Origin of the sequence: Fibrobacter sp. UWT3, assembly GCF_900230125.1 — a bacterium.
Lineage (GTDB): Bacteria > Fibrobacterota > Fibrobacteria > Fibrobacterales > Fibrobacteraceae > Fibrobacter.
The window spans coordinates 1659042-1684725 of record NZ_OCSS01000001.1 but is presented as its reverse complement, the minus strand read 5'-3'; the positions used below and the strand labels follow the sequence as shown (position 1 = coordinate 1684725).

The 25684-nt window shown below is 55.0% G+C and carries 21 protein-coding genes; 13 read left to right on the top strand and 8 right to left on the bottom strand.

What is annotated here, in order from left to right:
- The first annotated feature begins 127 nt into the window (after positions 1 to 127).
- The 3 genes from CRO08_RS07310 to CRO08_RS07300 all read left to right on the top strand — a co-directional run bounded on the left by CRO08_RS07310 (position 128) and on the right by CRO08_RS07300 (position 2644).
- Positions 128 to 562: a thioesterase family protein gene (locus tag CRO08_RS07310; protein ID WP_097035630.1), complete on the top strand. Its 435-nt coding sequence runs from the start codon at positions 128 to 130 to the stop codon at positions 560 to 562.
- 152 nt (positions 563 to 714) lie between these two features.
- Positions 715 to 1638 carry a sugar phosphate nucleotidyltransferase gene (locus tag CRO08_RS07305; protein ID WP_097035629.1) on the top strand — a complete coding sequence of 308 codons (924 nt, stop codon included), beginning with the start codon at positions 715 to 717 and terminating at the stop codon, positions 1636 to 1638.
- 193 nt (positions 1639 to 1831) lie between these two features.
- A complete protein-coding gene (locus CRO08_RS07300; protein WP_097035628.1) occupies positions 1832 to 2644 on the top strand; it encodes a hypothetical protein in 813 nt (270 codons plus the stop codon).
- A 116-nt stretch (positions 2645 to 2760) separates the two neighbouring features.
- On the opposite strand, the gene glgC is transcribed toward CRO08_RS07300, so the two are convergent.
- Positions 2761 to 4011 (bottom strand): glucose-1-phosphate adenylyltransferase, encoded by a 1251-nt coding sequence (gene glgC / locus CRO08_RS07295; RefSeq protein WP_097035627.1) that lies wholly within the window; start codon positions 4009 to 4011, stop codon positions 2761 to 2763.
- A gap of 249 nt (positions 4012 to 4260) precedes the next feature.
- On the opposite strand from glgC, the gene CRO08_RS07290 reads away from it, so the two are divergent.
- From CRO08_RS07290 to prfB, 7 genes are all read left to right on the top strand, one after another.
- The gene (locus CRO08_RS07290; RefSeq protein WP_097035626.1) at positions 4261 to 6120 is read left to right on the top strand and encodes a phosphoenolpyruvate carboxykinase (GTP); all 1860 of its coding nucleotides are present in this window, start codon (positions 4261 to 4263) and stop codon (positions 6118 to 6120) included.
- A gap of 354 nt (positions 6121 to 6474) precedes the next feature.
- Positions 6475 to 7077 (top strand): PadR family transcriptional regulator, encoded by a 603-nt coding sequence (locus CRO08_RS07285; protein ID WP_097035625.1) that lies wholly within the window; start codon positions 6475 to 6477, stop codon positions 7075 to 7077.
- Between the two features lie 248 nt (positions 7078 to 7325).
- Complete coding sequence (locus CRO08_RS07280) at positions 7326 to 9836, top strand: glycosyl transferase (protein ID WP_097035624.1); 2511 nt, start codon at positions 7326 to 7328, stop codon at positions 9834 to 9836.
- 532 nt (positions 9837 to 10368) lie between these two features.
- The gene (locus tag CRO08_RS07270; protein ID WP_176495083.1) at positions 10369 to 11064 is read left to right on the top strand and encodes a DUF2314 domain-containing protein; all 696 of its coding nucleotides are present in this window, start codon (positions 10369 to 10371) and stop codon (positions 11062 to 11064) included.
- A gap of 306 nt (positions 11065 to 11370) precedes the next feature.
- Entirely contained in the window at positions 11371 to 12612 is a 1242-nt protein-coding gene (locus tag CRO08_RS07265) for a hypothetical protein (protein WP_141398269.1), read from the top strand.
- A 295-nt stretch (positions 12613 to 12907) separates the two neighbouring features.
- Positions 12908 to 13912, top strand: coding sequence for a peptidylprolyl isomerase (locus tag CRO08_RS07260; RefSeq protein WP_097035620.1), 1005 nt, complete (start codon positions 12908 to 12910; stop codon positions 13910 to 13912).
- Positions 13912 to 15019, top strand: a protein-coding gene (gene prfB, locus CRO08_RS07255) for a peptide chain release factor 2 (protein ID WP_101956416.1) whose coding sequence is annotated in 2 segments (ribosomal slippage) — positions 13912 to 13983 and positions 13985 to 15019 — 1107 coding nt in all. Because the reading frame shifts where the segments join, the coding sequence is not laid out codon by codon here. The genes CRO08_RS07260 and prfB overlap by 1 nt, the downstream gene beginning before the upstream one ends.
- Before the next feature lie 86 nt (positions 15020 to 15105).
- Here prfB and CRO08_RS07250 read toward each other — a convergent pair.
- Genes CRO08_RS07250 through CRO08_RS07230 form a run of 5 tightly spaced genes read right to left on the bottom strand, consistent with a single transcriptional unit; the run spans position 15106 to position 19458 of the window.
- Positions 15106 to 15810 carry a MauE/DoxX family redox-associated membrane protein gene (locus tag CRO08_RS07250; protein WP_097035618.1) on the bottom strand — a complete coding sequence of 235 codons (705 nt, stop codon included), beginning with the start codon at positions 15808 to 15810 and terminating at the stop codon, positions 15106 to 15108.
- Between the two features lie 8 nt (positions 15811 to 15818).
- Positions 15819 to 16013 carry a hypothetical protein gene (locus CRO08_RS07245; RefSeq protein WP_072810814.1) on the bottom strand — a complete coding sequence of 65 codons (195 nt, stop codon included), beginning with the start codon at positions 16011 to 16013 and terminating at the stop codon, positions 15819 to 15821.
- A gap of 19 nt (positions 16014 to 16032) precedes the next feature.
- On the bottom strand, positions 16033 to 18060 hold the full coding sequence (locus CRO08_RS07240; protein ID WP_255252273.1) for a hypothetical protein: 2028 nt from the start codon (positions 18058 to 18060) through the stop codon (positions 16033 to 16035).
- Positions 18044 to 18910 carry a PHP domain-containing protein gene (locus CRO08_RS07235; RefSeq protein WP_083535404.1) on the bottom strand — a complete coding sequence of 289 codons (867 nt, stop codon included), beginning with the start codon at positions 18908 to 18910 and terminating at the stop codon, positions 18044 to 18046. Before CRO08_RS07235 ends, CRO08_RS07240 begins: the two co-directional genes overlap by 17 nt.
- The gene (locus tag CRO08_RS07230) at positions 18907 to 19458 is read right to left on the bottom strand and encodes a hypothetical protein (protein WP_097035616.1); all 552 of its coding nucleotides are present in this window, start codon (positions 19456 to 19458) and stop codon (positions 18907 to 18909) included. The genes CRO08_RS07235 and CRO08_RS07230 overlap by 4 nt, the downstream gene beginning before the upstream one ends.
- A gap of 41 nt (positions 19459 to 19499) precedes the next feature.
- Here CRO08_RS07230 and CRO08_RS07225 point away from each other — a divergent pair, with 41 nt between their 5' ends.
- Both CRO08_RS07225 and mfd read left to right on the top strand, forming a co-directional pair.
- A complete protein-coding gene (locus CRO08_RS07225) occupies positions 19500 to 20099 on the top strand; it encodes a viroplasmin family protein (RefSeq protein WP_097035615.1) in 600 nt (199 codons plus the stop codon).
- Positions 20099 to 23488, top strand: coding sequence for a transcription-repair coupling factor (mfd, locus tag CRO08_RS07220; protein ID WP_255252272.1), 3390 nt, complete (start codon positions 20099 to 20101; stop codon positions 23486 to 23488). Before CRO08_RS07225 ends, mfd begins: the two co-directional genes overlap by 1 nt.
- A gap of 82 nt (positions 23489 to 23570) precedes the next feature.
- Here mfd and CRO08_RS07215 read toward each other — a convergent pair whose 3' ends face one another.
- Entirely contained in the window at positions 23571 to 24377 is an 807-nt protein-coding gene (locus tag CRO08_RS07215; RefSeq protein WP_097035613.1) for a TatD family hydrolase, read from the bottom strand.
- 127 nt (positions 24378 to 24504) lie between these two features.
- Here CRO08_RS07215 and CRO08_RS07210 point away from each other — a divergent pair, with 127 nt between their 5' ends.
- Positions 24505 to 24702 carry a hypothetical protein gene (locus tag CRO08_RS07210; protein ID WP_072810801.1) on the top strand — a complete coding sequence of 66 codons (198 nt, stop codon included), beginning with the start codon at positions 24505 to 24507 and terminating at the stop codon, positions 24700 to 24702.
- Here the strand turns inward: CRO08_RS07210 and CRO08_RS07205 are convergent.
- Positions 24699 to 25676 (bottom strand): S26 family signal peptidase, encoded by a 978-nt coding sequence (locus CRO08_RS07205; protein ID WP_097035612.1) that lies wholly within the window; start codon positions 25674 to 25676, stop codon positions 24699 to 24701. The two genes, CRO08_RS07210 and CRO08_RS07205, sit on opposite strands and share 4 nt — an antisense overlap.
- Between the last annotated feature and the right edge of the window lie 8 nt (positions 25677 to 25684).

Here is a 25684-nt window from a genome sequence, read left to right as displayed (position 1 = left end):
TTCGTTGTAAATATAACATAAAGATATGGTTTTGGGTCAATAGTTTTTAGTCATTAGTCACAAGTTGTTAAAGTTTCTTTGTTCGCTGAAGGTCATTTTTTTATCTTTCCCCCAAACGGAGGTTTTTATGGCTATTGCGATGGAAGAAACTGTGAACCCGATGCAGTTCACGCAGGTGTTCAAGGTGACGCCCGAGATGATTGACGACAACCACCACTTCAACAACGTTTGGTCGGTCAAGTGGATTCAGGATATTGCGATTGCCCATTCCGATTCCGTCGGCGGTACGGCCCTCATGAAGAACCTTGGCGCCGGCTGGATGATCCATGTGCAGCACGTGGAGTACAAGAACCAGGCTTTTCTAGGCGATGAAATTCGCGGGACGACGTGGGTGGCTGCGTACGGCCGTGTGGCGAGCCTGCGCAAGTGCCGGTTCGAGCGTGTGTCCGACGGCAAGGTGATTTTTGAATCCGAGACGCAGTGGGTGCTCGTGGACCTGAACCGCGGCCGCCCTATGGCCCTGACCGACGAGATGAAGAAGCTGTACGTCGAAGGCGTGTAGACCGGGCTTTGTTCTCTCTATAGGTGAAAATTTGCCGTTTTTGGCTTTTTTGCTAAAAATGGTGATAGACAAATTAGTATTTTTTTGTTATCTTTTACCTTTGTATATGTTTTTTGCCCAAAGGCAAAAAATGGAATAGAAGGAAATTCTGAATGAAAATTGTATTGCCTGTCGCCGGAAATGGTCTGAGACTCCGTCCTTACACCGAGGATCGCCCTAAGTGCCTGCTGCCTTTGGCTGGCAAGACAATTATCGACTGGATTGTCGAAGACGCTTCGTGCCTCAAGCCTTCCGAGACGATTTTCATTACCGGCTACAAGGCCGAAAAGATGGACGAGTACCTCAAGACGAAGCCTGAATGGGGCGCCGTGCGTACCGTGGTGCAGTCCAACCCGCAGGGGCTGGGCGAGGCGGTAAGCCTTGCGCTCCCGTACGTGAATGACGACGAGCCTCTCCTGATTATCTTGGGCGATACGCTTTTCGAGGCGGACCTGAATATCCTGAATGATGCCCAGGAAAATATCCTGTACACCTACAAGGTCGAGGACCCGAAGCGCTTTGGCGTTGCCGTGGTGGGCAAGGAAGGCCTTATTGACCGCCTTGTGGAAAAGCCGCAGGAGTTCGTGAGCGATGAGGCCATCGTGGGCATTTACTACATCAAGGACGTGAAGGCGCTGAAGGCTGCCCTCAAGTACCTGATGGATAACGATATTCGCACCAAGGGTGAGTTCCAGCTCACCGACGCGCTCGAGATGATGATTGAGCAGGGGTGCAAGTTCAAGACGGCTCCGGTTTCCCGCTGGCTCGATTGCGGACTCGTGGAAACGCTGCTCGATACGAACGCGCATATCCTGAAGCGCAACGACAACTCCAAGGACGTGAATGTTCCGGGCGTGGAAATCATTCCGCCGTGCTATATCGGCAAGAACGTGAAGATTCACGACTGCAAGATTGGCCCGTTTGTTGCAATCGGTGACGATTGCGAACTTTCCGGTGTCGAGATTCGCGACGCGAGTGTCTGGAACGGCGTGAAGATTTCTAGCGGCATCGTGAAGAACGCCGTGGTTCACAAGTAGCCTTGTGCAAATTCGTGTTTTCGCTCCGCCTTGTGCGGGGCTTTCTTTTTGGGATAAAATGCCCCGTGCGGGGTGTTTTGGACCACTTTTTTGCGCGAGTAAAATTGGAATTTACTTTAAGTTACGTAGGGGGCTGTTTTTCGAGGCATATATTTAAGGCGTATGGGAGAACGTTAACCAAAAAGGAGTAAAAATGAACCTCAAGAAACTTGCTTTGGCCCTCTCCCTTACGGCGGCCTTCACTTACATGGGATGCGACGATTCTGCAAGCGCACCCGCGACCGGTGGCGAAGAACAACCTGCGCTCTCTAGTTCGTCGACTGGCGATGAGGGTGGCGAACCGGCCGCTTCCAGTGCTTCCTCCAGCGACGCTAAGGCTGAATCTACAGATTCGGGTGATTTGAATCCCGAAGGTGGCGATGTTCCCCCGGCAAGTTCTGCCGATGTGGGCCCTGGCACGATTCCGGGGATTGATTCCTCCTTCACTTTTGACAGCACTGCCATCGCCGACATGATGAAGTGCGACGAGGAAGGTGCCACGCAGAACCAGATGGGAATCAAGATGACGTGCACCGACGGCCAGTGGGCCGTTGATTCCTCTTCTATCGCCGACATGATGAAGTGTGAGGCAGGGGAAACTCGGGAACAGATGGGCATGGTGATGAAATGCGAAGACGGTCACTGGGCGCTGGATTCTGCCGCGACTGCGGCGGCCAACACGTGCGACGAGGAAGGTGCGACGAAGACCGAGAAATCGTCGATGGGCAACTACGAGATGGAAATGAATTACGTTTGTAAGGACGGTCAGTGGGAAATGCAGATGCCAGACTTCGGCGGTATGTTTGGTGGCGACAGCACCGGTGGATTCCCGGGCGGCAATTTTAACTTCGGCGATTCCTCCTTCACGATGCCTGGTGGCGGTCAGGGCGGTTTCCCCGGCGGCGGTAACTTCGGTGGCGGAGAAATCCCTGTTCCGGGTCCGGTAGAAACCGCTCAGGAAGAATAGACTTTTGCTTATTCTCCTATGTGTTGAAGAAAACCCGCATCAACCGATGCGGGTTTTTACTTGCTTGCGACATTCATGGACACGCTTGTCGCTTCCGCGACTTCGGTGTGATGTTTTTATGCCTTTATAATCGTGTCCTTCGCGAGGACGACGATGCCAGATTCTGTCACGTGGAAGAGCTTCTTGTCGCGTTCCAGGTCGTAGCCGATCTGGAAACCGGCCGGAATGTGCAGGCCCTTCTCGACGATGGCGCGGCGCACCTTCGCGCCCGGGCCAATTGTCACGTTCGGGAAGAGGATGGATTCTTCCACGAGGGCGTCCTTCTGGATGGTGACGCCGGGGGAGAGAATGCTCTTTACCACGGTGCCCCCGCCGATAATGCAACCCGAAGAAACGATGGAATCGATGGCCGCTCCCTGGTGGGCGTTGCCGTCACCGGCAAAGAAGCGGGCAGGCGGCTGGTTCCAGTTGAACGTGCGGATAGGCCAGTAGTTGTTGTACAAATCGAACGGTGGGTTTTCGGAACACAGGTCCATGTTCGCCTCGAAGAAGGCGTCTAGCGTTCCCACGTCGCGCCAGTAGCCCTTGGTGCTGGCCTGCTCGCCGCGCACGATGTTCGTGTTGAAGTCGTAGACGTACACCGGGTATTCTTTGTACAAACTAGGAATGATGTGCTTGCCGAAGTCGGTCGCGCCGTTCTCTGCACCCTTCAAAAGTTCGCGCACCAGGAACTTGCTCGTGAAGATGTAGTTGCCCATGCTCGCGAGGCACCAGCCGGGGTTGCCGGGCATTTCCTTCGGGTTCTTCGGCTTTTCCTCGAAACCGATCATGCGGTTGTCCTGGTCCACTTCGATGATACCGAATTCGCTCGCTTCCGATACGGGTACGGGAATGGCGGCGATGGTCAGGAGCGCGGCGCGGCTCAGGTGGAAATCAATCATCTGGTTGATGTCCATCTTGTAGATGTGGTCGCCGCCGAAGATTGCCACGAGGTCCGGGCGCTCGTCGGTTATCAGGTTGATGTTCTGGAAAATCGCGTCTGCAGTACCGCGGTACCATTCGTCGCCGGTACGCATCTGTGCGGGCACCAGGTCCACGTACTGGTCGAGGCTCGCGTTCAGGTTCCACGCGGCGGAGATGTGCTTGTTCAGGGAATCGCTCTTGAACTGCGTAAGCACCTTGATCTTGAAGATGCCTGAGTTGATGAAGTTGTTCAGGACGAAGTCGATAATGCGGTAGGTTCCACCAAAGTGCACGGCCGGCTTCGCGCGGTCGCGGGTGAGGGGCTGGAGGCGGCTACCCTGGCCGCCTGCCATAATCATGCAAAGAATGTTTTTCTGGTGTTCCCTGGAATAAGACCAACTCATATAAGCGATAACCTCTATTTACGCGGGCTTTTGCGCCCTTTTTGTGTATACAAGCCTAATCTATGTAATTTTTCGCCAAAATGTAATGTTTTTATTGAAAAATTGAATTTTTTCGTAAAAAACAGGGCCTTGTACCCTTTTGACAAAAAAATGCCCGAACCGCGAGTGGTGGATGGCGGATTTTTTTTGTAGATTTTACCGCGTTCGAAAAAAATCGAAACTTAACGTTAAACCAAACAGGAGCTCATAATGAGTCTTACCCTTAACGATATCAAGCACCCGAAGATCAGTACTTGGGTGAATGAAATGATTGCCATGTGCGAACCGGACAACGTCGTTGTCGTTGACGGCTCCAAGGAAGAATACGATGCCCTTATGCAGAAGTGCGTCAAGGCTGGCCTCGCCACGAAGCTCGCCAAGAAGGAAAACTGCTACCTGTTCCGTTCTCTCCCGTCTGACGTGGCCCGCGTCGAATCCCGTACCTTCATTTCCTCTGTGAAGGAAGAAGACGCCGGTCCGACCAACCACTGGATCGACCCGTCTGAACTCAAGCAGACGATGCGTAAGCTCTATAAGGGTTGTATGCACGGCCGTACCATGTACGTGATTCCGTTCTGCATGGGCCCGCTCGGTTCCCCGATCTCCAAGAACGGTATCGAAGTCACGGACTCCGAATACGTTGTTCTCAACATGGACATCATGACTCGCGCCGGTAAGAAGGTTCTCGACATCTTCAATGCAGACGTGAACGCTGAATTCGTTCCGTGCCTCCACTCCGTTGGTAAGCCGCTCCGCGAATGCGAAAGCGACAACGGCATCTGGCCCTGCGCTGACGTTGAATACAAGTACATCACCCAGTTCCCGGAAGAACGCCTCATTTGGTCCTACGGTTCGGGCTACGGTGGAAACGCTCTTCTCGGTAAGAAGTGCTTCGCTCTCCGTATCGCTACCGTTCTCGCTCGCGACGAAGGCTGGCTCGCTGAACACATGCTCATCCTCAAGCTCACCAACCCGAAGGGCGAAGTCAAGTACGTGACTGGCGCATTCCCGTCTGCTTGCGGTAAGACGAACCTCGCCATGCTCATCCCGACTATCCCGGGCTGGAAGGTCGAAACCATCGGTGACGACATTGCATGGATGAAGTTTGGCAAGGATGGCCGTCTCTATGCTATCAACCCGGAAGCTGGCTTCTTCGGTGTTGCCCCGGGTACTTCTGCAGAATCCAACAAGAACGCTCTTATCTCTGCCGAAAAGAACACCATCTACACCAACTGCGCTCTCACTGAAGACGGCGACGTGTGGTGGGAAGGCATCGGCTACCCGGCACAGGGCAAGCTCGTTGACTGGAAGGGCAAGACCCGTGACGCTCTCCCGAAGGACAAGGCTCCTAAGGGTGAAGAAATGGCTCACCCGAACGCTCGCTTCACCGCTCCGGCTAAGCAGTGCCCGTGCATTGCTAAGGAATGGGAAGATCCTGCTGGCGTGCCTATCGACGCAATCCTCTTCGGTGGCCGTCGTCCGTCCACCATTCCTCTGGTTCACCAGTCCCTCAGCTGGAACCACGGCGTGTTCCTCGGCTCCATCGTGGGTTCCGAAATCACGGCTGCCTCTACGATTGACGCCTCTCAGGTCGGTAAGATCCGTCGCGACCCGTTCGCAATCCTCCCGTTCTGCGGCTACAACATGGGTGACTACTTCAAGCACTGGATCGAAATCGGTAAGAAGTCTACCGAAGACAAGCTCCCGAAGATCTTCTACGTTAACTGGTTCCGTAAGGATGCCAACAACGAAAAGCTTCCGGGTGGCTTCATGTGGCCGGGTTACGGCGACAACAGCCGCGTGCTCGCTTGGATCTTCGACCGTTGCAACGGCGATAACTCCAACGTTGTTGAAACCGCTATCGGTTACATGCCGAAGACCCTCAACACTGACGGTCTCGCTGACTACTACAAGGAAACCCTCCCGGAAATCCTCAAGGTTGATGTGGAAGGCTGGAAGAAGGAACTCGCCGACGTTAAGGAAAACCACTATCCGAAGTTCGGCAAGCACCTCCCGAAGGAACTCTCCGAAATCATCGACATGATCCAGGATCGTCTCAATAAGGCATAATGCCTTATTAGGAAAAGTTCTCCTCCTAACAAAAGTCCTCGTGGCCGCAAGGCCGCGGGGATTTTTGTTATACGACTAGGGAGGGCTCCCACCGGGGAAGCCCTCCCTGAGACCCTCCCGACACTTAATAATCCGCTCCATTGGAGACTAGTGACTATGGTCAGAGCGGATTATTTGCGTGGGCGCCGCTTGGCGGCGCCGGTTTATTGCATACGGGAGTAAACTTTCTGAAACATAAGGTAAAAATTGCAATTTTTTTTGTAACGAGTACACTTTTTCGCAAAAATGATAATATATTCCAAGTTGGAATAGGGGTGCCTTTGGCATTCTGAAATTTGGAATAGAAGGTATAAAATGAATCGATACGACCTGGTCCTCCTGGGCCTGATCCTGGAGAAGGAGCGTAGCGGCTACGACATTATCACGGAAATCAGTTCCCGTGAACTTGACCGCTGGGCCAACCTGAGCACATCTACCGTTTACAACCGCCTGACGACGCTCGAGAAGAACGAGTGTATTTTGGGCCGTACCGAACGTGAGGGAAACCGCCCCGAACGCATGATGTACAGCATCACCGAGAAGGGTAAGGACGTGCTCCGCAAGGAGGTCCTGAAGCACCTGACCGGGTTCAACGACGACCCGCGCACCTTGGGCTTCGCCTTCCTTTACGGTGCCGAGAACAAGGAACTCATCCGCACCCTCGAGGCGCATGAACGCCGTCTGGTGCAAGAAATCGAGCGCCTGGAGAAGATGATTGCCGAAGAACCGCGCCCCACGCTTTACCCCGAGGGCCCGTTCCTCAACTGCATGAGCCGCGACCACATTCTTGTGGAACTCAAGTACGTGCGTGCTGCCATCGGCATCCTGCGCGACCCCATCCGCAACAAGAAGCTCGACGGCTACTTCTACATCAACTTCGGTAACCGCGATTTCGAGAACTTCAACCAGAAAGGTTAGACGAAAGAACGGCTCTGCGAGCCTGTAGACTATAGACGATAGATTTAAAATGACGCTTCGCGTGAAATAGAAAAGCTTTTCACCACTTTCTTTCGTCTTTCGTCTATGCACATGTGCTAAATGCTAGGCTCAATCATGTAAAAAAACACGTTTTTTTCCGCGATATTCGCCTTATGCATTTATCGTCTTTCGTCTAAAAATCTATATTTACCGCGTTAAATTTAACAACCCCCTCTTACGGAGATACAATGGCTACAAAACAGAAGAAGAGTGTCAAGAAGGCTGCCCCCAAGGCCGCTGCCGCCCAGTACGGCTACTTCGATGACGCTGCAAAAGAATACGTGCTCACCACGCCGGCAACCCCGATCAAGTGGTGCAACTACGTCGGTACTTTGAATTTCGGCGGTATCGTGGATACCACCGGCGGTACCCTGGTTTGCAAGGGCGACCCGGCCCTGAACCGTATCACCAAGTACATCGCTCAGATGCCGTGCTCTGACTTCAAGGCCAGCACCATCTACATCCGTATCAAGGAAGCCAAGGGCTACACGGTGTTCTCTCCGTTTGTCGTTCCCACCCTCACCAAGATGGACAAGTGGGAATGCCACGTGGGTCTTTCTTACATGCGCTGGATTGCCGAATGTTGCGGCCTGCGCACCCAGGTCACGATTTTCGTGCCGACGGGCTCCAACACTCTCCTCCAGGACATCCAGGTGACGAACCTCGGTGGTGCCGCCAAGGAAGTGGACATTATCCCGGTCTATGAATTCAGCCACTTCGAAGCTGAAAAGCAGCTCACGAACGCCGACTGGGTTCCGCAGACCATGACCCTCAAGGGCCACTGGGAAAAGGACGGCCATGTGGTGCTTGAACAGTACGCCTACATGAAGCGCGACTACGCCGTGAACTATGTGACTGCGAACTGCAAGGTCGGTAGCTTCGATGGTGACCGCCGCGTGTTCCTCGGCGCGAACGAAATGGGCTCCTGGGCCGCTCCGCTCTCCTTGGGCAACAAGGAACTTTCCAACAGCGAATGCGACCGTGGTGACAACATCGCCGCCCTCATGATTCACGGTGGCAAGATTGCCGCCAAGAAGACTTTCCGTTGCTGCACCCAGCTCGGTCAGGAACAGAGCCTCAAGGTTGCTGCCAAGGCTATCGCCAAGTACCGCGACCTCAAGAACGTCGACAAGGCTTTCGACGAACTTGCCAAGTTCTGGGAAAACTACCTCTCCACGATCCAGGTGAAGACTCCGGACGCTTCCTTCAACACGATGGTGAACGTCCACAACCCGCGCCAGTGCCACACCACCAAGAACTGGAGCCGCTACCTCTCCCTGTACCAGCTGGGCTACGGCACCAGCCGCGGTATCGGTTACCGTGACTCCACGCAGGACTTGATGGGCGTGATGAGCCACATGCCGGAAGAAGCATTGGTCCTCACCAAGAACCTCATCTCCGTGCAGCGCCCCGAAGGTAACGCCATGCACCAGTACGCCCCGCTCGCCCTCGCCGAAGATAACGGCAACGAAGCGAACGCCGGCGACTCCCGCGAAAAGGCCGGCGTCAAGGATGCCAAGGGCAATCCGATGTATGCCGACTGGTACGGCGACGACCACCTCTGGATCATCCTCACTGTGGCTTCTTACCTCAAGGAAACCGGCAAGATGGATCTCCTCAAGGAAGAGATTCCGTTCTACGTCGCCGGCAAGAAGCGCAAGGACCGCCCGAAGGGCACTGTCCTCGAACACTTGAAGCGCGCCCTGAAGTTCACCCGTGAACACCTCGGCAAGCACAACCTCCCGCTCCTCGGCTTTGCTGACTGGAACGACTGCATGAACCTCCCGCTCGGTGCAGAATCCACGTTCAACACCGCCTTGTATGCCAAGGCCTTGCTCGAAATGATGGACATCGAAGAAGCCCTCGGCGACAAGAAGGCCGTCGAAATGTACAAGGGCTGGTACGAAGACGTCAAGGCCGCCTTCAACAAGAGCGCCTGGGACGGCAAGTGGTGGACCCGCTGGTTCGACAAGGACGGCAACGGCTACGGTGTTGCCAAGGCCAAGTACGGCAAGATCTACTGCAACGGCCAGTCCTGGCCGGTTATCGCCGGCATCGCTTACGGCGACCGCGCCAAGCAGGGCATGGACAGCCTGAACAAGCTCCTCAACACCAAGTACGGCGTGAAGAGCTCCACTCCGGGTTACCGCGGCTTTGAACCGGCCGTGGGTGGCATCTCCACCTATCCTCCCGGAGCCAAGGAAAACGGCGGTATCTTCCTCCACACCAACCCGTGGGTGATGATTGCCGAAACCATCCTCGGCCGTGGCGACAATGCCTTCCAGTACTACAACCAGATTAACCCGGCTTCCAAGAACGGCATCCTCGACGTGTTCGAGTCCGAACCGTACTGCTACCCGCAGAACATCCTCGGTGACGAACACAAACAGTTCGGTATGGGCCGTAACGCATGGCTCTCCGGTACCTCCACCTGGACGTACCAGGCTGCCACGCAGTTCATCATCGGTATCCGCGCCAACTACAAGGGCCTCGTGGTTGATCCTTGCATCCCGTCCAAGTGGGATGGCTTCGAAGCAACCCGTAAGTTCCGTGGCGCTACCTACCAGATTACGGTGAAGAACCCGAAGCACGTGTGCAAGGGTGTCGCCAAGATGGTGGTGGACGGCAAGGAAATCGATTCCAATGTCGCCCCGATCTTCACGAAGGGAATCCACAAAGTAGAGGTTACCCTCGGATAGAAACGCATATAGCCGTCGCGATAGTTCGTCACTCTCGCCCTCACGTACGTTAGTACGCTACGGGCGAGCGTTCCTGCTCTCGCTAGGCTCTCTGCGCTTCTTGAATGGGTGTGTCATCCTGAGCTAAACGAAACTTAGAACTTTAGTTCTCTAGTTGAGTTATGCCCTTTGGGTAGAAGAACCGTTAGGTTCGTAGTCGAAGGATCCAGACCAAAATTTCATGTCCGCTCCGTTTGGGGCGGATTTTTTGTTTTTGCGGAAATTGGGGATTAAACTGCTGAAAAATAGCCTGTCCAATCCCCAGTTTGTTAGTTTGTTTGTGCGAAAAAAGTCTAATTTGGTTTTTTGTGGGGATGAAATACACAAAAAATGCCGGTTTAATCCCCATTTTTTTTGCAATATCAGTGTTTGAACGCTGTGAATGTATCATTTTGTGTTATTTTGTATGTAAAATTGGGGATTGTAGAACCTCAAAAACAGCTTTTTAATCCCCATTTTTTGATTTTTGTATTATTTTTAGTGAGGTATGAATATGTTTTCTAGACTCTTTCGCGTGATTTCGCTGCTTGCGGTGCTTTGCGTGTGCGGTCACGCAGCCGAGGACAAGTTGTTCAACATGAACACTGATATGGAAAAACTCATTGCCCCGTATATCGAAAAGGCTAGGGCGACGTTCCCTGCGGTCAAGAAGAAATACATTGCGGGCGACTATGTGCGCGAAAAGCGTGTGCTCGATGTGCAGATTAATCTTGTCGACAAGGACGGGACGAAGGAGATGGTTTTCGTTTTTGTCACCCAATGCCTGGGAGATCGATTCCAGGGAATTGTGGCTAACGAAATTCAGCTCCTTAAGGAATACAAGAAGGGCGATGAAGTCTCGTTCACGCAGGACCAGATAAGGAACTGGGTCGTCGTGGATTCCTTGGGCAACGAGGAAGGTAATTTTGTGGGGAAGGCCATCGAGGCTTTTGATTCGGGGATTGTCGGCGTTTTTTTCGAGGGGGTGTTCAAGAAGGGCAAGTTCGAGTTCAAGTACCAGGATGCCCAATCGGCGAAATACCAGAACAGCATAGACGGGATTGTATCGCAGGAAATCATTTCGGAAATAGCAAAGCGCTTGAAGGCTTCGTACGAAAAGAAACGACGCGAAGGGCAGAAGTTCGAGGAAGGGGAGGTTTTCTATACTTACGGAATTTATGATTTCCGAACCGGTGAGGTCAAACCCTGACGTTTTAAGGAAAGCAGGAAATTTGAAGTCCGCTCCGTTCGGGGCGGATTTTTTGTGCTTTTGTTCTTTTTGTGGCTCGCGAGACATTTGGGCGACTTTCGTGAGGGGGATTGTTCTATATGCGTGCGATGTTTGTTGCATATAGAATAAAATGATGTGGAACAATAAAAAATATAGCGATTTTGATGAAATTATTTAAATTTTGTTCTATGAATCTATTGACTTTTGCGAAAAAAAGTTATATATTTGAGATAGATAAAAACGATTGTCGAATGGACAAACTAGATTTGATAAAAGGAGAAACGTATGAAAACGAAAATGCTTAAGCCTGCTTGCGGGATTGCCTCCGTGGCGCTTGCCGCATTCATCTTTGCCGCCTGCGATAGCGACAGCCCGAGCGCCCCGACCGGCGGCGACGAGAAGTCCTCTGCCATCGAGAGCACGGATGCAAGTTCCTCGAGCAACGGGGACGTTCCGCCCGAATCCAGCAACGGGGACGTTCCGCCCGAATCCAGCAACGGCGAGCCCGCCTCCAGCGAGACTGTTCCCGAAAGCAGCTCCGACATTGCGGAAAACTCCAGTTCCAGCTCCTTGCTGCAAAAGCAGTGTGAAGCATTCATGCCCGAATGCGGATACACCGAGGAGGAACTCTGCAAGATGGGCTATACGCAATATTGTGTTGCCGGAAAATGCATCGACATGGATCAGATGTGCCCGCCTTGTGAAGGTGACCTATGCCCGGTGACGAACGAGGCCTGCAACCATTGCAGTGAAGAAGGCGCTGTGGTTCTTGACTGCAAGGGTGGCCCTGACTATGTATGCAGCGACAGACTCTGGACGCAGATAAAGCCTACCTGCGAACATATTACCGATTTTGACGGGATGAGCGCAGAAGGAAACTGCGTCGGACGAAACGGTGAGGTCGCTACCGACTGCGTAACCGGTGAAGATTACAGATGCGTCGCGAATTATTGGACACGCGCAAATGCCTGCCCTCCGGGTAGCGACTGCAACGGCGACGGCATTCCCGACGGAATCCGCAGGCCTGACCTGGAGCCCTGCGACACGGACACCCTGCTGGAATTCTATGGCCGCGCTTACCAGTGCGTAAACAACAAGTGGGTGTACCTGCCGCCTCCGACCACGTACATTAATGAAAAGGCGACCGACGTCTCGGCCATGCTTCGCGGCGGTCCGGCGGTTGCTCCGCGCGTCGTGAAAGTGGAAAGCGCTAGCGGGTCCGTTACCTTCCGTGACGATGGCGTGCTTGTGGACGACCGTTGCACCTTCGATGGGCTCAATGCGGAACTCAGGGGCGATACCCTGTTCGCTACCATCCTGTATCCGGGATGCACGACGACCGGCGGCTCCATGGGCGTCATCACGTTCACTCTCGGCGTGTCGTTTGCCGACGTGAAGTACATCAAGTATTCGGGCGAAACGAAGACCAAGCCGGTTTACGAAGCCGAGGAGCTGCTGCCCTGCGGAAACACTTCCTCTTGCAATACTTGCAATGGTGACCGCGACGGCGACGTCGCGGGCTGCTAGGGGCTTGTGCGAGGGGTGCAAGCGCCTGTTTAACTGCAAAATAAACCTACGAAGCTGATTTTATACGGCGTCCCGATTTTTGGGGCGCTTTTTGACGCCTTTGGCGTCCGTGGCTGCGGCTCGGAAATAGGCCTGCGAGCAGTCCTGCTTCACTCGCCTTGCTCACTTTTTCTATATGGCACTCCTTCGGAGTGCATCTAGTACGGCTCGGCCATGCCAAAAAGCATATATGCTTTTGTCGCGGCTCTCGCCTTTTGCTATATTATAGCGCGGAAATTTTTAACAAGGATAGATAATGTCTCTTAAACTTATTTCTCGTGGTGTCCTTACCGTGGCGCTTGCCGCGGGCATTGCTTCGGCGCAGCTCCTCAATAGCAAGAGCATCGACGTCATTCGTGTGGAAAAGGTCGGTTTTTCTGCGGGTCGTATTGATAGCCTGACCCAGGCGCTTGCCTTGCAGCAGTTCCAGGGCAAGAAGGTGAACGACGAGACCATGACTCAGGTCCGCTATGCGGTTATTGACAACCTCGTGGGCCAGGAACTCGTGAAGCTCGAATGCAAGAAGCTCGGCATCAAGGTGCCCGCTAACCGCGTGGATAGCCTTGCGACGCTCTTCAAGAAGCAGTTCCCGAGCGAAGACGCCTTCCAGAAGCAGCTGAAGCAGAGCGGCCAGACGATGGCCCAGTTCCGCGAGAAGATTGAGGACCAGCTGAAGAGCGAGGAACTCCTTGCGAAGAAGGTACCGTTCCCGAAGGACCCGACCGAAGAGAAGAAGAAGGCTTTCTGGGAACTCAACAAGGAAAAGGCCGTCATTAACGACTCCATCAGCGGCGCCCGAATCTGGATTTCTACGAAGGGCAAGAAGGCTCAGGAAATCAACGACGCGAAGGACATGCTGAAGGGCCTTGCCGCCCAGGTGCGTTCCAAGAAGGCTCCGTTTGCCCAGCTTGCCGCCATCTACAGCGAAGACAAGGATGCGAAGAAGACCGGCGGCGTGATGCCGAAGTTTACCGCCAAGAGCAAGGGCGATGCTTTCGTGAAGGCCGTGAGCAAGATCAAGGTGGGCGAGATTACCGACGTGATTACCGACAAGGACGGCGTGTATATCTTTATGCTTGCCGAACGTAATGACGGCAAGTACGAAAGCTACAAGGCCCAGATTGAATACTACCTGCGACTCCAGGCCGAACAGGAACGCCAGATGAAGCTCAAGGGCTACCTGGACGAACTTGCCAAGGTCTACAAGGTGCAGTACCTCGACAAGAAGTACACCCCGCCGCAGGCCATCGGGGGCAAGTAATGGCCTTCCAGACTACTCATACCGGGCTTATCGAGCTGCGTGCGCGTATCGACAAGCTCTGGGGGTATCTTTGACTTAGAGGCGAAGACCGAAGAGCTCTACGTCCTCGAAAAGGACTCTGCCGACCCGAACCTGTGGAACGACCAGGAAAAGGCGCAGTCCATGATGAAAAAAATCGGCAACCTGCGTGGCCTCCTCGATTCCTGGAAGGAGGTCTCCCAGACTTGCGATGACCTTGCCGAACTCTACGAGATGAGCAAGGACGAGGAATCTGCCGACCTGACCAAGACCATCGAGAGCGATATCGCCGACTTGCGCGCGCGTGTCGAGAAGATGGAATTCAAGAAGATGTTGAACGGCCCGGACGATGCCTGCAGTTGCCTGATGTCGATTCACCCGGGCGCGGGCGGCACCGAGTCGCAGGACTGGGCACTGATGCTGTTCCGCATGTACACGCACTTCTTCGAGCGCGAGAACATGGAATTCAAGGTTGTGGACTTCCAGGAGGCGGAAGACGCGGGCCTCAAGAGCGCGACTATCGAGGTGACCTGCGAGAACGCGTACGGCCTGTTGCGTTCGGAGATTGGCGTGCACCGCCTGGTGCGTATAAGCCCGTTCGACGCGAATGCCCGCCGCCACACGAGCTTTACCGCCGTGTACCTGTACCCCGAGCACGAGGATGTCGAGTTCGACCTGGACATGGCAGACGTGCGCGTGGATACCTACCGTTCTTCGGGCGCAGGTGGTCAGTACATCAACAAGACGGATTCTGCGGTGCGCATGACGCACTTGCCCACGGGCATCATGGCGAGCTGCCAGACGGAACGCAGCCAGATTCAGAACCGCGAGACCTGCTACAAGATGCTCAAGACCATGGTGGCTGAGCACTACCGCTTGGAAGAGGAAGCGAAGCGCGATGCCCGCATGGCCGAGAAGAAGAAGGTCGAGTGGGGGAGCCAGATCCGTAGTTACGTGTTGCAGCCCTACCAGATGGTGAAGGACCTGCGTACGGGTGTCGAGACCTCCGATACTGCGGGCGTGCTCGACGGCAAGATCAGGCCGTTTATCGATGCTTACTTGCTGAGCACCAGCGAAGAGAATAAATAAGATACTTCGTCATGTCCGCGTAGGCGGACATCTATTAAGAAAAATGCCCCGGTTGAGCCGGGGCTTTTCAATTGGGTTTCTGCGCGCTACTTTTTCCAGATGCCGATGAGGCTACGGTTCTTGCGCATTGCTAGCCAGAGCGTGGGCCAGATGAGAATCAGGTCGCGGATGAGGCTTGTCCAGGCTTCGGCCTTGTCCTGTGCGCCTTCGAGTTCAAAGCACCCGCAGGTAATGCCCAGGTCGTTCCAGAGTGCCCAGGCGAGCGCGATAATGAAACTCACGAACATCCAGAAGATGGCGAACGCGGATTCCTTCACGAATGGCGTGAAGATCATCGCGAGGCCGAACCACAGTTCGAATTGCGGATAAACTAGCGCGAAGAAGTTGTTCACGAAATCCATATGCAGGGCCGAGAAGAACTGGTACTGCGCTACGAGAGTCGCGAACTGGTGCGGGTCCTGAATCTTGAAGATGGAGGCGAATATGAACATGCCGCCGATGCCGAACCTGCAGAGCACTTCAAGGGCGCGGATGGCAAAATCCTTCTGCAGCTTGATGGCCGGAATTACGAGCAGGCCACAAATGACGCAGGCGGCAACACCTAGGTGGATGTTGTAGCGGTATGCCTTGGGCCAGATGTCCAGAAGCCAATCGTGGTCGGTGAACGTGAGGATGCTTTCGGGGAAACTGATTTCGGCCACCCCGAAGGCAACAAAGAAGGTTGCAATAAGGAGGACGACCGCAGAGGCAATCGTACGCTTGATGTTGTTCTTTTCAAAGCATTCGACCATGTTGCCCCCTACAGGATGTCCGCCGGTTTTTCCATCACGTCCTGGGTGCCAATCCATTCGACGGATTTGCCTTCACCCACGCGGATGTTGTTCACGATTGCGAGAATGATGCAGAAGAGGGCGATGCCGAGCAACACGACCCAGTTGAGTGACTTGAGGTAATCGATAACAAGTCCGGGAATTTTTTTGATGCGTTCTTTCATATTGATGAATATATAAAATTTAGTTCCCGAAGGTCCAGACGATGCCGTAGGCGAAGCGGAGTCCTTCGGGCGTGTATCCGGAACCAGGCATGTAGATGCTGTGGTTGAAGTTCTCGATGCGGCTATACAGCTCGAAGGTGAGAATCTGCATGCGCGCCTCGAAATCAAGCGCGAGGTACTTCTTCATCTCCTCGATTTCGGGCAGGCCTTCCTCGTTCACGGTGCAGTCGTAGTGCGTGCCGAACCACTGCCAGTCCACGCGGACGCTCACGCCGAGCCTGTCGCGCACAAAGCGGTTCTGCCAGTGGATGGAACCCTTGTAGTAGAGCTCCTGCACGTCGAGGATGCGCTCGTCGCGGTCAAGGACCTGCCCGCGTTCCAGGTAGAATTTCCAGTTCCCGAGCCTGAACCCGACCTTCATAATCCAGTCGATGGTCGATGCCTCGTCGAGGTTGGTCCACTGGAATGCTGTAGGTACGGATTCCATGCCCTCGCCGAGTACCCAGCGCCGCTTTATGAGGTTTTCTGCGCTTTCGTAGCGCACTCCGAGCCCGTAGTAGACTTCCTTCGAGTACCAGCCGAGGGTGGCTGCCGCACGGTTCCGTTTTTCGAATTCGAGTTCCTTGTTCGCAAACGATAGCCTTCCGGTCTCGTTGAACTTGAGCTGCCTTACCTCGGGGAACTTGTTGTCGTGGCGGAACATGGCGTTGAGCCGCAGGTCAAAGGGCAGGAACATGCTCATGTCGGCCGAGAATGCAGGGGCGAAATCCACCTCGTCCATGAGGGAACTGTTGCGCTGCATGCCGCCCTGCACGCGGAACATCGTAAACCCGATGGTGTCAGAAACTTCGCCGTAGCCGATTTCCCTGTCCTGGTAGTAAGTCTTGTTGAATTCGGGGCGTTCCTCGTCGGTGTTCACGAACTCGTACATGAAGCGGATGGTCGGGTTGAGGAACGTGCCGTAACGCACGAATGCATCGCCGAGCATCGTGTTGTAGGTGAATTTCCACGTGGTGTCGTAGTACATGCTGTCGGTGTGCTCGACCCCGAGCGTGTCGGTCCAGGTCTTGGAATCGTAGGCGATTGCTGCGAGCGAATCGTATTCTATCTCGTGCGTGCCGTAATGGAAACTTGCCCCGAGGGTGAGTCGCTTGAGGGGGTAGAACTCCACGCCGCCACCATACGTGATTGCCTTCTCGTCCATGGTGTAGTGCGGTTTTTGGAACGTGCGCTTGGAAAGGTCGAGCGTATCGAGCAGCACCTTGTAGCTAGTCTGGTCTGCGTTCTCGAGCGAGAGGTAGTTCATCTTGAAGTGCGCCCTTCCGAGCCCGAATCGCCAGGTGAGCATGGGCTGCACGTGCATCGTATTTACGGCGATGTTCCTGCCGGAAAAGGGAATGCTCGTGGAGTCGCGCCCGAGGGCAAAGTACGGCGAGCTGGTGACGTTCTGGTACTCGTATTCCTTGGAATTCTTGTTGGAACGGCTCTGTACGCCGAAGTCGAGCGTCACCGAGTCGGTCACGAGCCTGCGGAAATCAAGGTGCAGGGCGTTGCCGTCGAAGGCACCGCGTTCCCAGGCGACATCGGTAATGGGGGTATCTACGGGAATGCCGTGCCGTTCCTCGAATAGGACGCCGTTCTCGCCGTTGAGCGATAGGCGCGAGGGGTCGAACCCGAGGCGGGTGGTGTAGATGCCCGAGAGCATGGAGGGGTAGCGCTGGCTTACGTTTGAAAGTCCCATCGAGAACGGGTCGAGTTCCGGATTCCCGAGGATGGAGGTGCCGAGCAGCCATTCCGATTTTTGACCCGAGACGTCGTAGAGGCGTTCCATGACTTCGGTATGGGCGAGTCCCCAGCGGCCGGCGTCGTTCTCGCGCACGGATGGGCTCGGGCGGTCGGGCGCGTACCACACGGAATCCTGCGGCTTCGGTTTTTCGTAGGGCGTGGGGTTCATGACCTGCGCGCCTGCTGCCGTTGCAATTAGCGCGAGGGCCGAAAGCATGTATGCGAGAATCTGGCCGAACTTCATGCTAGAACCATTCTGCACGGGATTTCTCGCGACATTCCTTGAGGGCCTGAACCACGGTGTAGGGCATCTTCATGCAGCCGGGAGGGTAGGCGCCCCCTTCGGTGTGGAAGTCCGAGCCGCCGGTACCCACGAGCCCGAAACGCTGGGCCATCTCCTTGTACTTGCGGCCCACGGCGCCCTTCTGTGCGGGGCTGTAGACCTCGATACCCTTGATTCCCCATTCCACCATGTCCTCGATGAATTCGTCGGAAAGGCCCGACTTGTAAGGGTGGGCGAGGACCGCAATTCCGCCCGCGTTCTCGATGAGGCGGATGGTCTGCTGCGGGTTGAGTCCCTTCTTTTCGACGAAGGCGACGCAGCCGTCACCCAGGTACTTGGTGAAGGCTTCCGCAAAGTTCCCGATGTATTCCTCGTCTACGAGCGACATGGCGATATGCGGGCGCCCGATGACCTTTCCCTTGCAGTAGGAATGCACCTTCTCGTAGGTGATATCTATCCCGAGGGCGTTCAACTTCTTGATAATCGCCTTCACGCGGGCGATTCGCTGCTTCGCGAAATCCTCGAGTTCCATGTTGAGCGCGAGGTTCGTGGGGTCGCAGAAGTACCCGAGTATGTGGATGTCCTTGCCCTGCCATACGGCAGAAATCTCGATGCCCGGAATGAGTTCTATCCCGATATCGCGGGCAGGCCCCTCGGCAATCTTGTAGCTGTCCAGGTTGTCGTGGTCGGTGATGGAGATGCACCGGAGGCCCTTGCGCTTGGTGAGCGCGAGCAGTTCCTCGACGGAAAGCGTGCCGTCGGAAAGGCGCGTGTGCAGGTGCAGGTCCGCATAGCCGCCGTTCTCGGTTATGATTGTCCCTCGGATCACTTGCCTACCCCGTAGTAGCCGCTGATGAGCTCCGCCTCGCTAAGCTGGTCGGGCGTGAGGCTCATGTTCAGGAAGGGGTAATAGGCTTCGCAGTTGAAACCGATACGCAGTCCGGCCCCGCTGCTTTTGGCGAGGTAGAGCCTGGGAAGGAACGGTTGCCCGAGGTAGATGCAGACCGTAGGGGAAAATTCGTGGATTTTCTGTTCCAGTTCGTCGAAAACACGTTCGCCGTAGCGGCATTCCGAGTCGCTGAAGTATATGGCGTGGGCGCGCTTGGCCGAAATCAGCGCATGGAGCGATTCGTGTGCGACGCAGAGCACGTTTGCAAACCACGTGTTCGGCATCTTGTGCAGGAACCCTGCCGCACTTTCCATATCGCGCGGGAGGAACACGAGCGTTTTCGGGTTGTTCTTGAGTGCGCCGGGGAAATCGAATGCCTGGGAGTCTTCGCCCGCTTTTTTCAGAAACCACTTGAACAACGACTCGTTACCCGAGAATCGTTTGAAGAAAAAGCGGAACTGGTCAGCAAAGTATGGCGACGGTTTCAAGAGAACTCCAATGTTTGGGAGAAATATATAAATTTGTACATATGCCGAAGCAGAAGTTTTATGCAATCAAGAGTCCTGAATGGGGAAAAATCGTAAATTCCTGGGAAGAATGCGAGACGATTGTCCGAGGAACGAAAGGACTCAAGTACAAGTCTTTTTCGACCATGCCCGAAGCGCAGGCCTGGCTTTCGGGTGAGGAAGTTGCCGAGCCCGCGGGGCTACGCGTGTATGTTGATGGATCTTTTATGCCCGGCTGCGACAAGGCGGGTTGGGCGTTCGTCGTGGTTGAGGACGGCAAGGAAGTTGCTGCGGGTTCGGGTTACACGGTTTTCCCGGCAGAAAGCAGGAACATAGACGGCGAGTGCATGGCGAGCTACCAGGCGATGCGCTGGCTCGACCTGAACGACAAGTATGCGACGATTTGCCATGACTATGAGGGTATTGCCCGCTGGGCGCGCGGGGAATGGAAGGCCAAGAGCCATATTGCGCAGCAGTACGTGGCTGCGGTTAAACCGTTCCTTTTCCGCGTGAAGTTCGAGAAGGTTGCCGCCCATACGGGAGTCAAGTGGAACGAACGCGTGGATGCGCTAGCGAAGGCAGCCATCGAGAAGCTGAAGGCCGAGGGCAAGGCTAACGCATAATGACGCTGCAGGAATTTATCCAGGAAATCCCGGCCGGCTCGCTTTCGCTTTTCGCGGATGCGGGTAACGAGGCGATACACGTAAACGGGGCCTCTATCCCGCTTGCCTCCGTGATGGTGGCGAAGCGCTTTTTCGAGCGGCCCGGCAACATACTTGTTGTCGCGAAGGATTTCAAGAGCGCCGAAGTCTGGATGGAAAATCTCCAGAGCCTCGTGGGCGAGGACTTTGTTCGTTTTTTCCCTTCGATAGGGCTCAAACCCTACGAACAGAAGGTTCCGTTCGAGGGGGTTGTCGAGGAGCGCCTCAAGTTTTTCCGTGATGTGGGCGATGTGCAGAAGCCGGTCGTTGCCGTTTGTGCCGTAGATGCCCTGCTTATGAAGTTGCCCGCTCCCGGCGGATTTAAACGCGAAATGCGCACGCTCAAGGTGGGCGATGTGCTGGAACCTGCAACACTTCGCCCGTGGTTCCTGGATCATGGATTCGTGGAACAGCCCGTAGTGAGTTCGGTGGGCGAGTTCTCGGTACGCGGTTGCATCGTGGACGTGAACTGTTTCTTGTACCCGCACCCGATACGCATCGAGTTCTTTGGCGACGAGATTGAATCCATCCGCAGTTTCGATATCTTCACGCAGCGTTCCGTGGAACGGATGGACCGCGTGACGCTCTACCCGATGGGCGAATGGACGCTGCCCGACGCGGAACTGGCAAAATACGGTGGCGACCTGACGGGGTTATGGTGGAAGCGCGCCCGGTACGAGAAACTGAACTGCAGCCTGCTGGATTACCTGCCGGGGGCAAGCCTCGTGTTCGAGGAACTTTCCGCCATTTCGGAGGCGGCATCCCGGATGAATGCCGCCTACGAATCTACGTACAATGAAATCCGTGCGACCGTGCCCGATGTGGTACCTACAAGCGAAATTTGGTTCAAGTTCAATGAACTTGCGATGATGTTCCCGGGGCATGCCTCGCTTGATATTACTCACGTGGAGACGGAAGCCTCGAATTGGTACAAGGTGGAATCGCGTCCGCAGGATTTCGCGAGCGCAGGGACTGCCGAGGTGGCGAAGAAAATCGAGGATTTCAGTGCAGGCGGTGGCGAGGTATATGTAGTCGCGCCTACTCCGGGTGCTCTTGCCCGCCTGAAGCACGTGTTCGAGGGATTGCCTGTTGCAGATTACTTTGTCGGTAACTTGAGCGAAGGCTTCTGGCTCGATAACGAAAAAATTGCTTTCTTGACGGAAACCCGCATATTCAACCGCCATGCGACCAAGTCCAGGAAGCGCCAGATTGCGGGCTCGGTGACGAGCGCCCTGATGGTGGAATCGCTCAACCGCGGGGATTTTGTTGCACACGAGGATCATGGCGTGGGCCGCTACCTCGGGCTCGTGCGCGTTGAGGTAAACGGCGGTCTTGTGGATTGCGCCCTGCTGGAATACGAGGGCGGAGACCGCCTCAAGTTCCCGGTTTCGGACCTGCAGAAGATTGAACGCCTGGAGGTTTCCGAGGAAAAAATTCCGAAGCTCGACCGCCTGGGAGGCAAGAGCTGGGAAAACCTCAAGAAGCGCGTGAAGGAGAAGGTCGTAAAGATTGCCCGCGACCTCGTGGAACTCTATGCGAAACGCGAACTTGTCGAAGGTTTTGCCTTCCCGCCCGACGGCAGAATGCAACAGGAATTCGAGGATGCCTTCGAGTACGAACCTACTCCCGACCAGGTGAAGGCGACTGCGGAAATCAAGCGCGATATGGAATGCCGCAAACCCATGGACCGCCTTGTGTGCGGAGACGTTGGGTTCGGCAAGACTGAAGTTGCCATGCGGGCTGCGTTCAAGTGCATTACCGCCAAGAAGCAGGTGGCGATTCTCGTGCCTACGACAATCCTTGCCGCCCAGCATTACGAGAACTTCCGCGACCGTTTTGCCGCATTCCCGGTGAATATCGCGCTTGTGAACCGCTACAAGACTGCGAAGGAAAAGAAGGAAATTTTCCAGCAGCTCTCCGAAGGGAAAATCGATATCGTGGTAGGGACGCACGCGCTCTTGAGCGAGAAGAACCAGTTCAAGGATATCGGGCTCCTCATCATTGACGAGGAACAGAAGTTCGGCGTGAAGCAGAAGGAAAAATTGCGCGAACTCCGCATGACGGTGGATACGCTCAGCATGAGCGCAACCCCGATTCCGCGTACGTTGCACCTGAGCATGACAGGCGTGCGCGATATCTCGCTTATCAATACGCCGCCCATGAACCGCCTGCCGGTAGAGACGAAACTCCTGAAACGCGACGACATGGTTTTGGCCGGTGCCATCCGTGACGAGCTGGCGCGGGGCGGGCAGGTCTTTGTGGTGAACGACCGCGTGCAGAATATCAATACGCTTGCCGAAGAAGTGGAATCGTGGGTGCCGGAAGCCCGCGTGGCCGTGGCCCACGGGCAGATGAACGACCGCGACCTGGAACGCGTGATGGAAAGTTTCCTCTCGCGCGAATTCGATATCCTCGTGAGCACGAGTATCATTGAATCTGGCTTGGACGTGCCGAACGCGAACACCATCATCATTATGAATGCGCACCATTTTGGCATAAGCCAGCTTTACCAGATGCGCGGGCGCGTGGGCCGTAGCGACGTGCTCGCGAAGGCTTACCTGGTTACGCCTGCAAGGGGCGAGATTTCTCAGGAATCCATGCGCCGTTTAAAAGCGCTGGAACAGTTCAGCGACCTCGGGAGCGGCTACCAGTTGGCCATGCGCGATTTGGAAATCCGCGGTGCGGGTAACCTGCTGGGCCAGGAACAGCACGGGTTTATTGCCGAAGTGGGTTTCGAGACGTATGTGCGCCTGGTTCGCGAGGCGGTGGAAATGCTCCGCGGGGGCACTACCGAAAAGCCGGTGCAGCCGCGTGTGGAAATCGGCGTGGATGCCTACTTGCCCGAGGACTACATCCAGGATGGCCTTACCCGCATCGGGATGTACCAGCGGATTGCCCGCATCTCGAGTTCTGCGGAGGTGGAAAGCATCCGGCAGGAACTTGTGGACCGTTTTGGTGAACTGCCCGTACCCGCGAACATGCTCCTTCTCGTAACCGAAATCGGGCTACACGCCGGAAGGCTCCGCATGCAGGGCCTGCAGCAGCGCAAGGGAATCCTGGTGGCGACTTTCGTGGAGTTCCCGCCTATAGAAACGCGTGTACTGGGGGAGATTGCCGGCAAGAGCACTTGCCCCATGCGGTACGTGGGCACTTCGCCCCTGCAGGCGGTATTCGAACTCGGTACGGCCCCCGCAGAAACGCTCGCCGAGCGCATTGCAGAACTGTTCCGGCAGTTTGCCGACATCACGCCGACGCCTGCGAAGGCGGAACCCGCAAACCCGCTGTTCAGGGACACGACTGTTTTGAATTAGGGCTTGTCTCGTCATTCTCGCGAAGTTGCCTGCATCGTCATTCTCGCTATACGATACTTGGCAACTTGTTGCCATAGTAGAGTTATCCTCTTTGGGGAGACGGCGAGAATCTTGTAACAATGTCTCTGAGCGTATCTTCGAGCATCACGGCGACATCTCGTGGCGAGGTGGCTTCTTTTGGCCCGCGCGTGGCGATAAACGTTTCGACAAACGATTCGTCGGCGTCCGTCTCGAAAAGGAGATGCTCCCGCGGTATGAGCGTGAGGGCTTCCCGCGTCGCCTTCTTGCGGAGTGTATCTGCGTGAACGGAAAAGAATGCGCCCAGCGAAAGGCCCGCTTTCACGATGCCCGCGTCGCCGCCGAACCTGTGGAATACGGGGCGCGGCTGTTTAACGCCCGCGCATTTTAAGCCCGCGTCGAACCCGGTTTCGCGCAACACCCTGATTATGCGCCCGTAGTCGCCCACGCAATGGATTTGCAGGTCTCGCCCGAGTTCGAGAGCCATTTCCGCCTGCTTGCGAAAAACCTTCTCTTGCACTCCGCCTGGTTCATAGCCCGCATACCGTCGGTCCAGTCCCGCCTCTCCGACCTGGGCGAACGGGTCGCTTTCCAAAAGCCGTCGCAGTTCTGTCCATAGGTCCTCTGGACCCCCGTTGATCGCTCCTTCCGCAACTTGTGCTGCAATCATCGGGTGCAGTCCGTAACTGCGTCCGCATCCCTCGAACCAGCCGGCTTCGGAGGCTTTTGCCCATATTCCGTCGACGGCCTTCCATTCCCACGGTTCGCACGCCACGGCCCTGTACCGGTAACCGCGTTCATGCAGTTCCCGTGCCAGTTCAAGGGGTTGCGGTAGTCTTGCGAGGTGCAAATGTGAGTCAAAAATCGCCATTTCCTCAATAAAATACGAAATTTTGAAAAAAGTGCTTGTTTTTTCGCCTTTAAAAGTCTAGTTTAAGGTTCGTGGGCCGAATTAGCCCCGATATTTCATTTTTTGTATTTAAACTAAAGGAGTCCCTATGCGCGACCTGCTCGAGAAAGCCCTGAAGAAAGGTCTTGTCGTCACTTTTTCTAACGAGAATGGCTATGCCGTCATTCGTATTTCCAAGGACGGTGAAGTCGTCGCGAGCTGTAGCCTCGGTGCTGCAAACTTCCGTGATTCTGTAGAAGACTCCCTGCAGGCTCTCCTCCTCGACCTGGAGCGCAAGGGCATCTAGTTCTTGGTAGAATCCGTATTTTGGGGCTGCGCATCGCTTTCGGGCTGCGCGGCCTCTTTTTTTGCTTTCTTCTTGCTGATCATGACCGCCGCGAGAGCCTTCCTTACAAAACCTCTCACGGTATTTATCACTATTCGCGGCTCCTTCACGTAGCGCCCGCGTATGTGGCTCTTGGTGAAGTACCCCACCTCGCGGCTATCTAGGCAGAATGCACCCTTGGTGCAGGCGAGAAAATAGCAGTCCTCTGGTACCACGATTTCTGTAATCTTTGAGGAGTCAATCTCGTCGTAGAATTCACGCCGTATCTGGATGGGGGAGTCTCCCGGCTCGGTATGGAAAATCTGTTCTTCGAGCAGGTAGCGGTCCTGCCAGGGGAGGAAGTCAATTTCTTGCAGGCTAACCTGGCGGTTCCCGAGTTTTGTGGAACCGAGCCGTTCAATCCCGATTTCGCGGTCGCCTTGCCAGAGGGTCGTCTTCACATAGAACTTCCTGCCGGATTCAATCAGCAGGTTTATCATGTAGTCTTCTTCGATGTCATTCAGTTGGGCAAAACGGAGCGTGTCGCCTTTGCGGGGTACGTGAAGGTGGCGCCTCTGGATAAACGCCGTCTCGTCTTTCCACTTGAAGTTCCCGTGCGGTGTCTTTACCCGCCCGCGGTCCGAAAAGTCAATCTTGTCGCCGGGCAGGCCAATCACCTTGCGGATAATACTTTCCCCGTTGCGCAGTGTTGCCCAAACGGTCTCGTTGTAGGCAATCTTGTCGGTACACTGCGGTAACTTGCACATCCACAGAATTTCCTTTTCCTTGTGCCTCGGGTACATCGAGGAATCTGTTATCTGCAGCGGCTCCAGCACGCGGATACGCAAAGCCATCGCGAAGATAAAGACAATTGCAAGGATAACGACAAGCACGGCCAGGCATGCTTTCGAATTCTTCCATTGCAGTCTCTTGACTTTAAACTTCAGGCTCGACATACAGATTA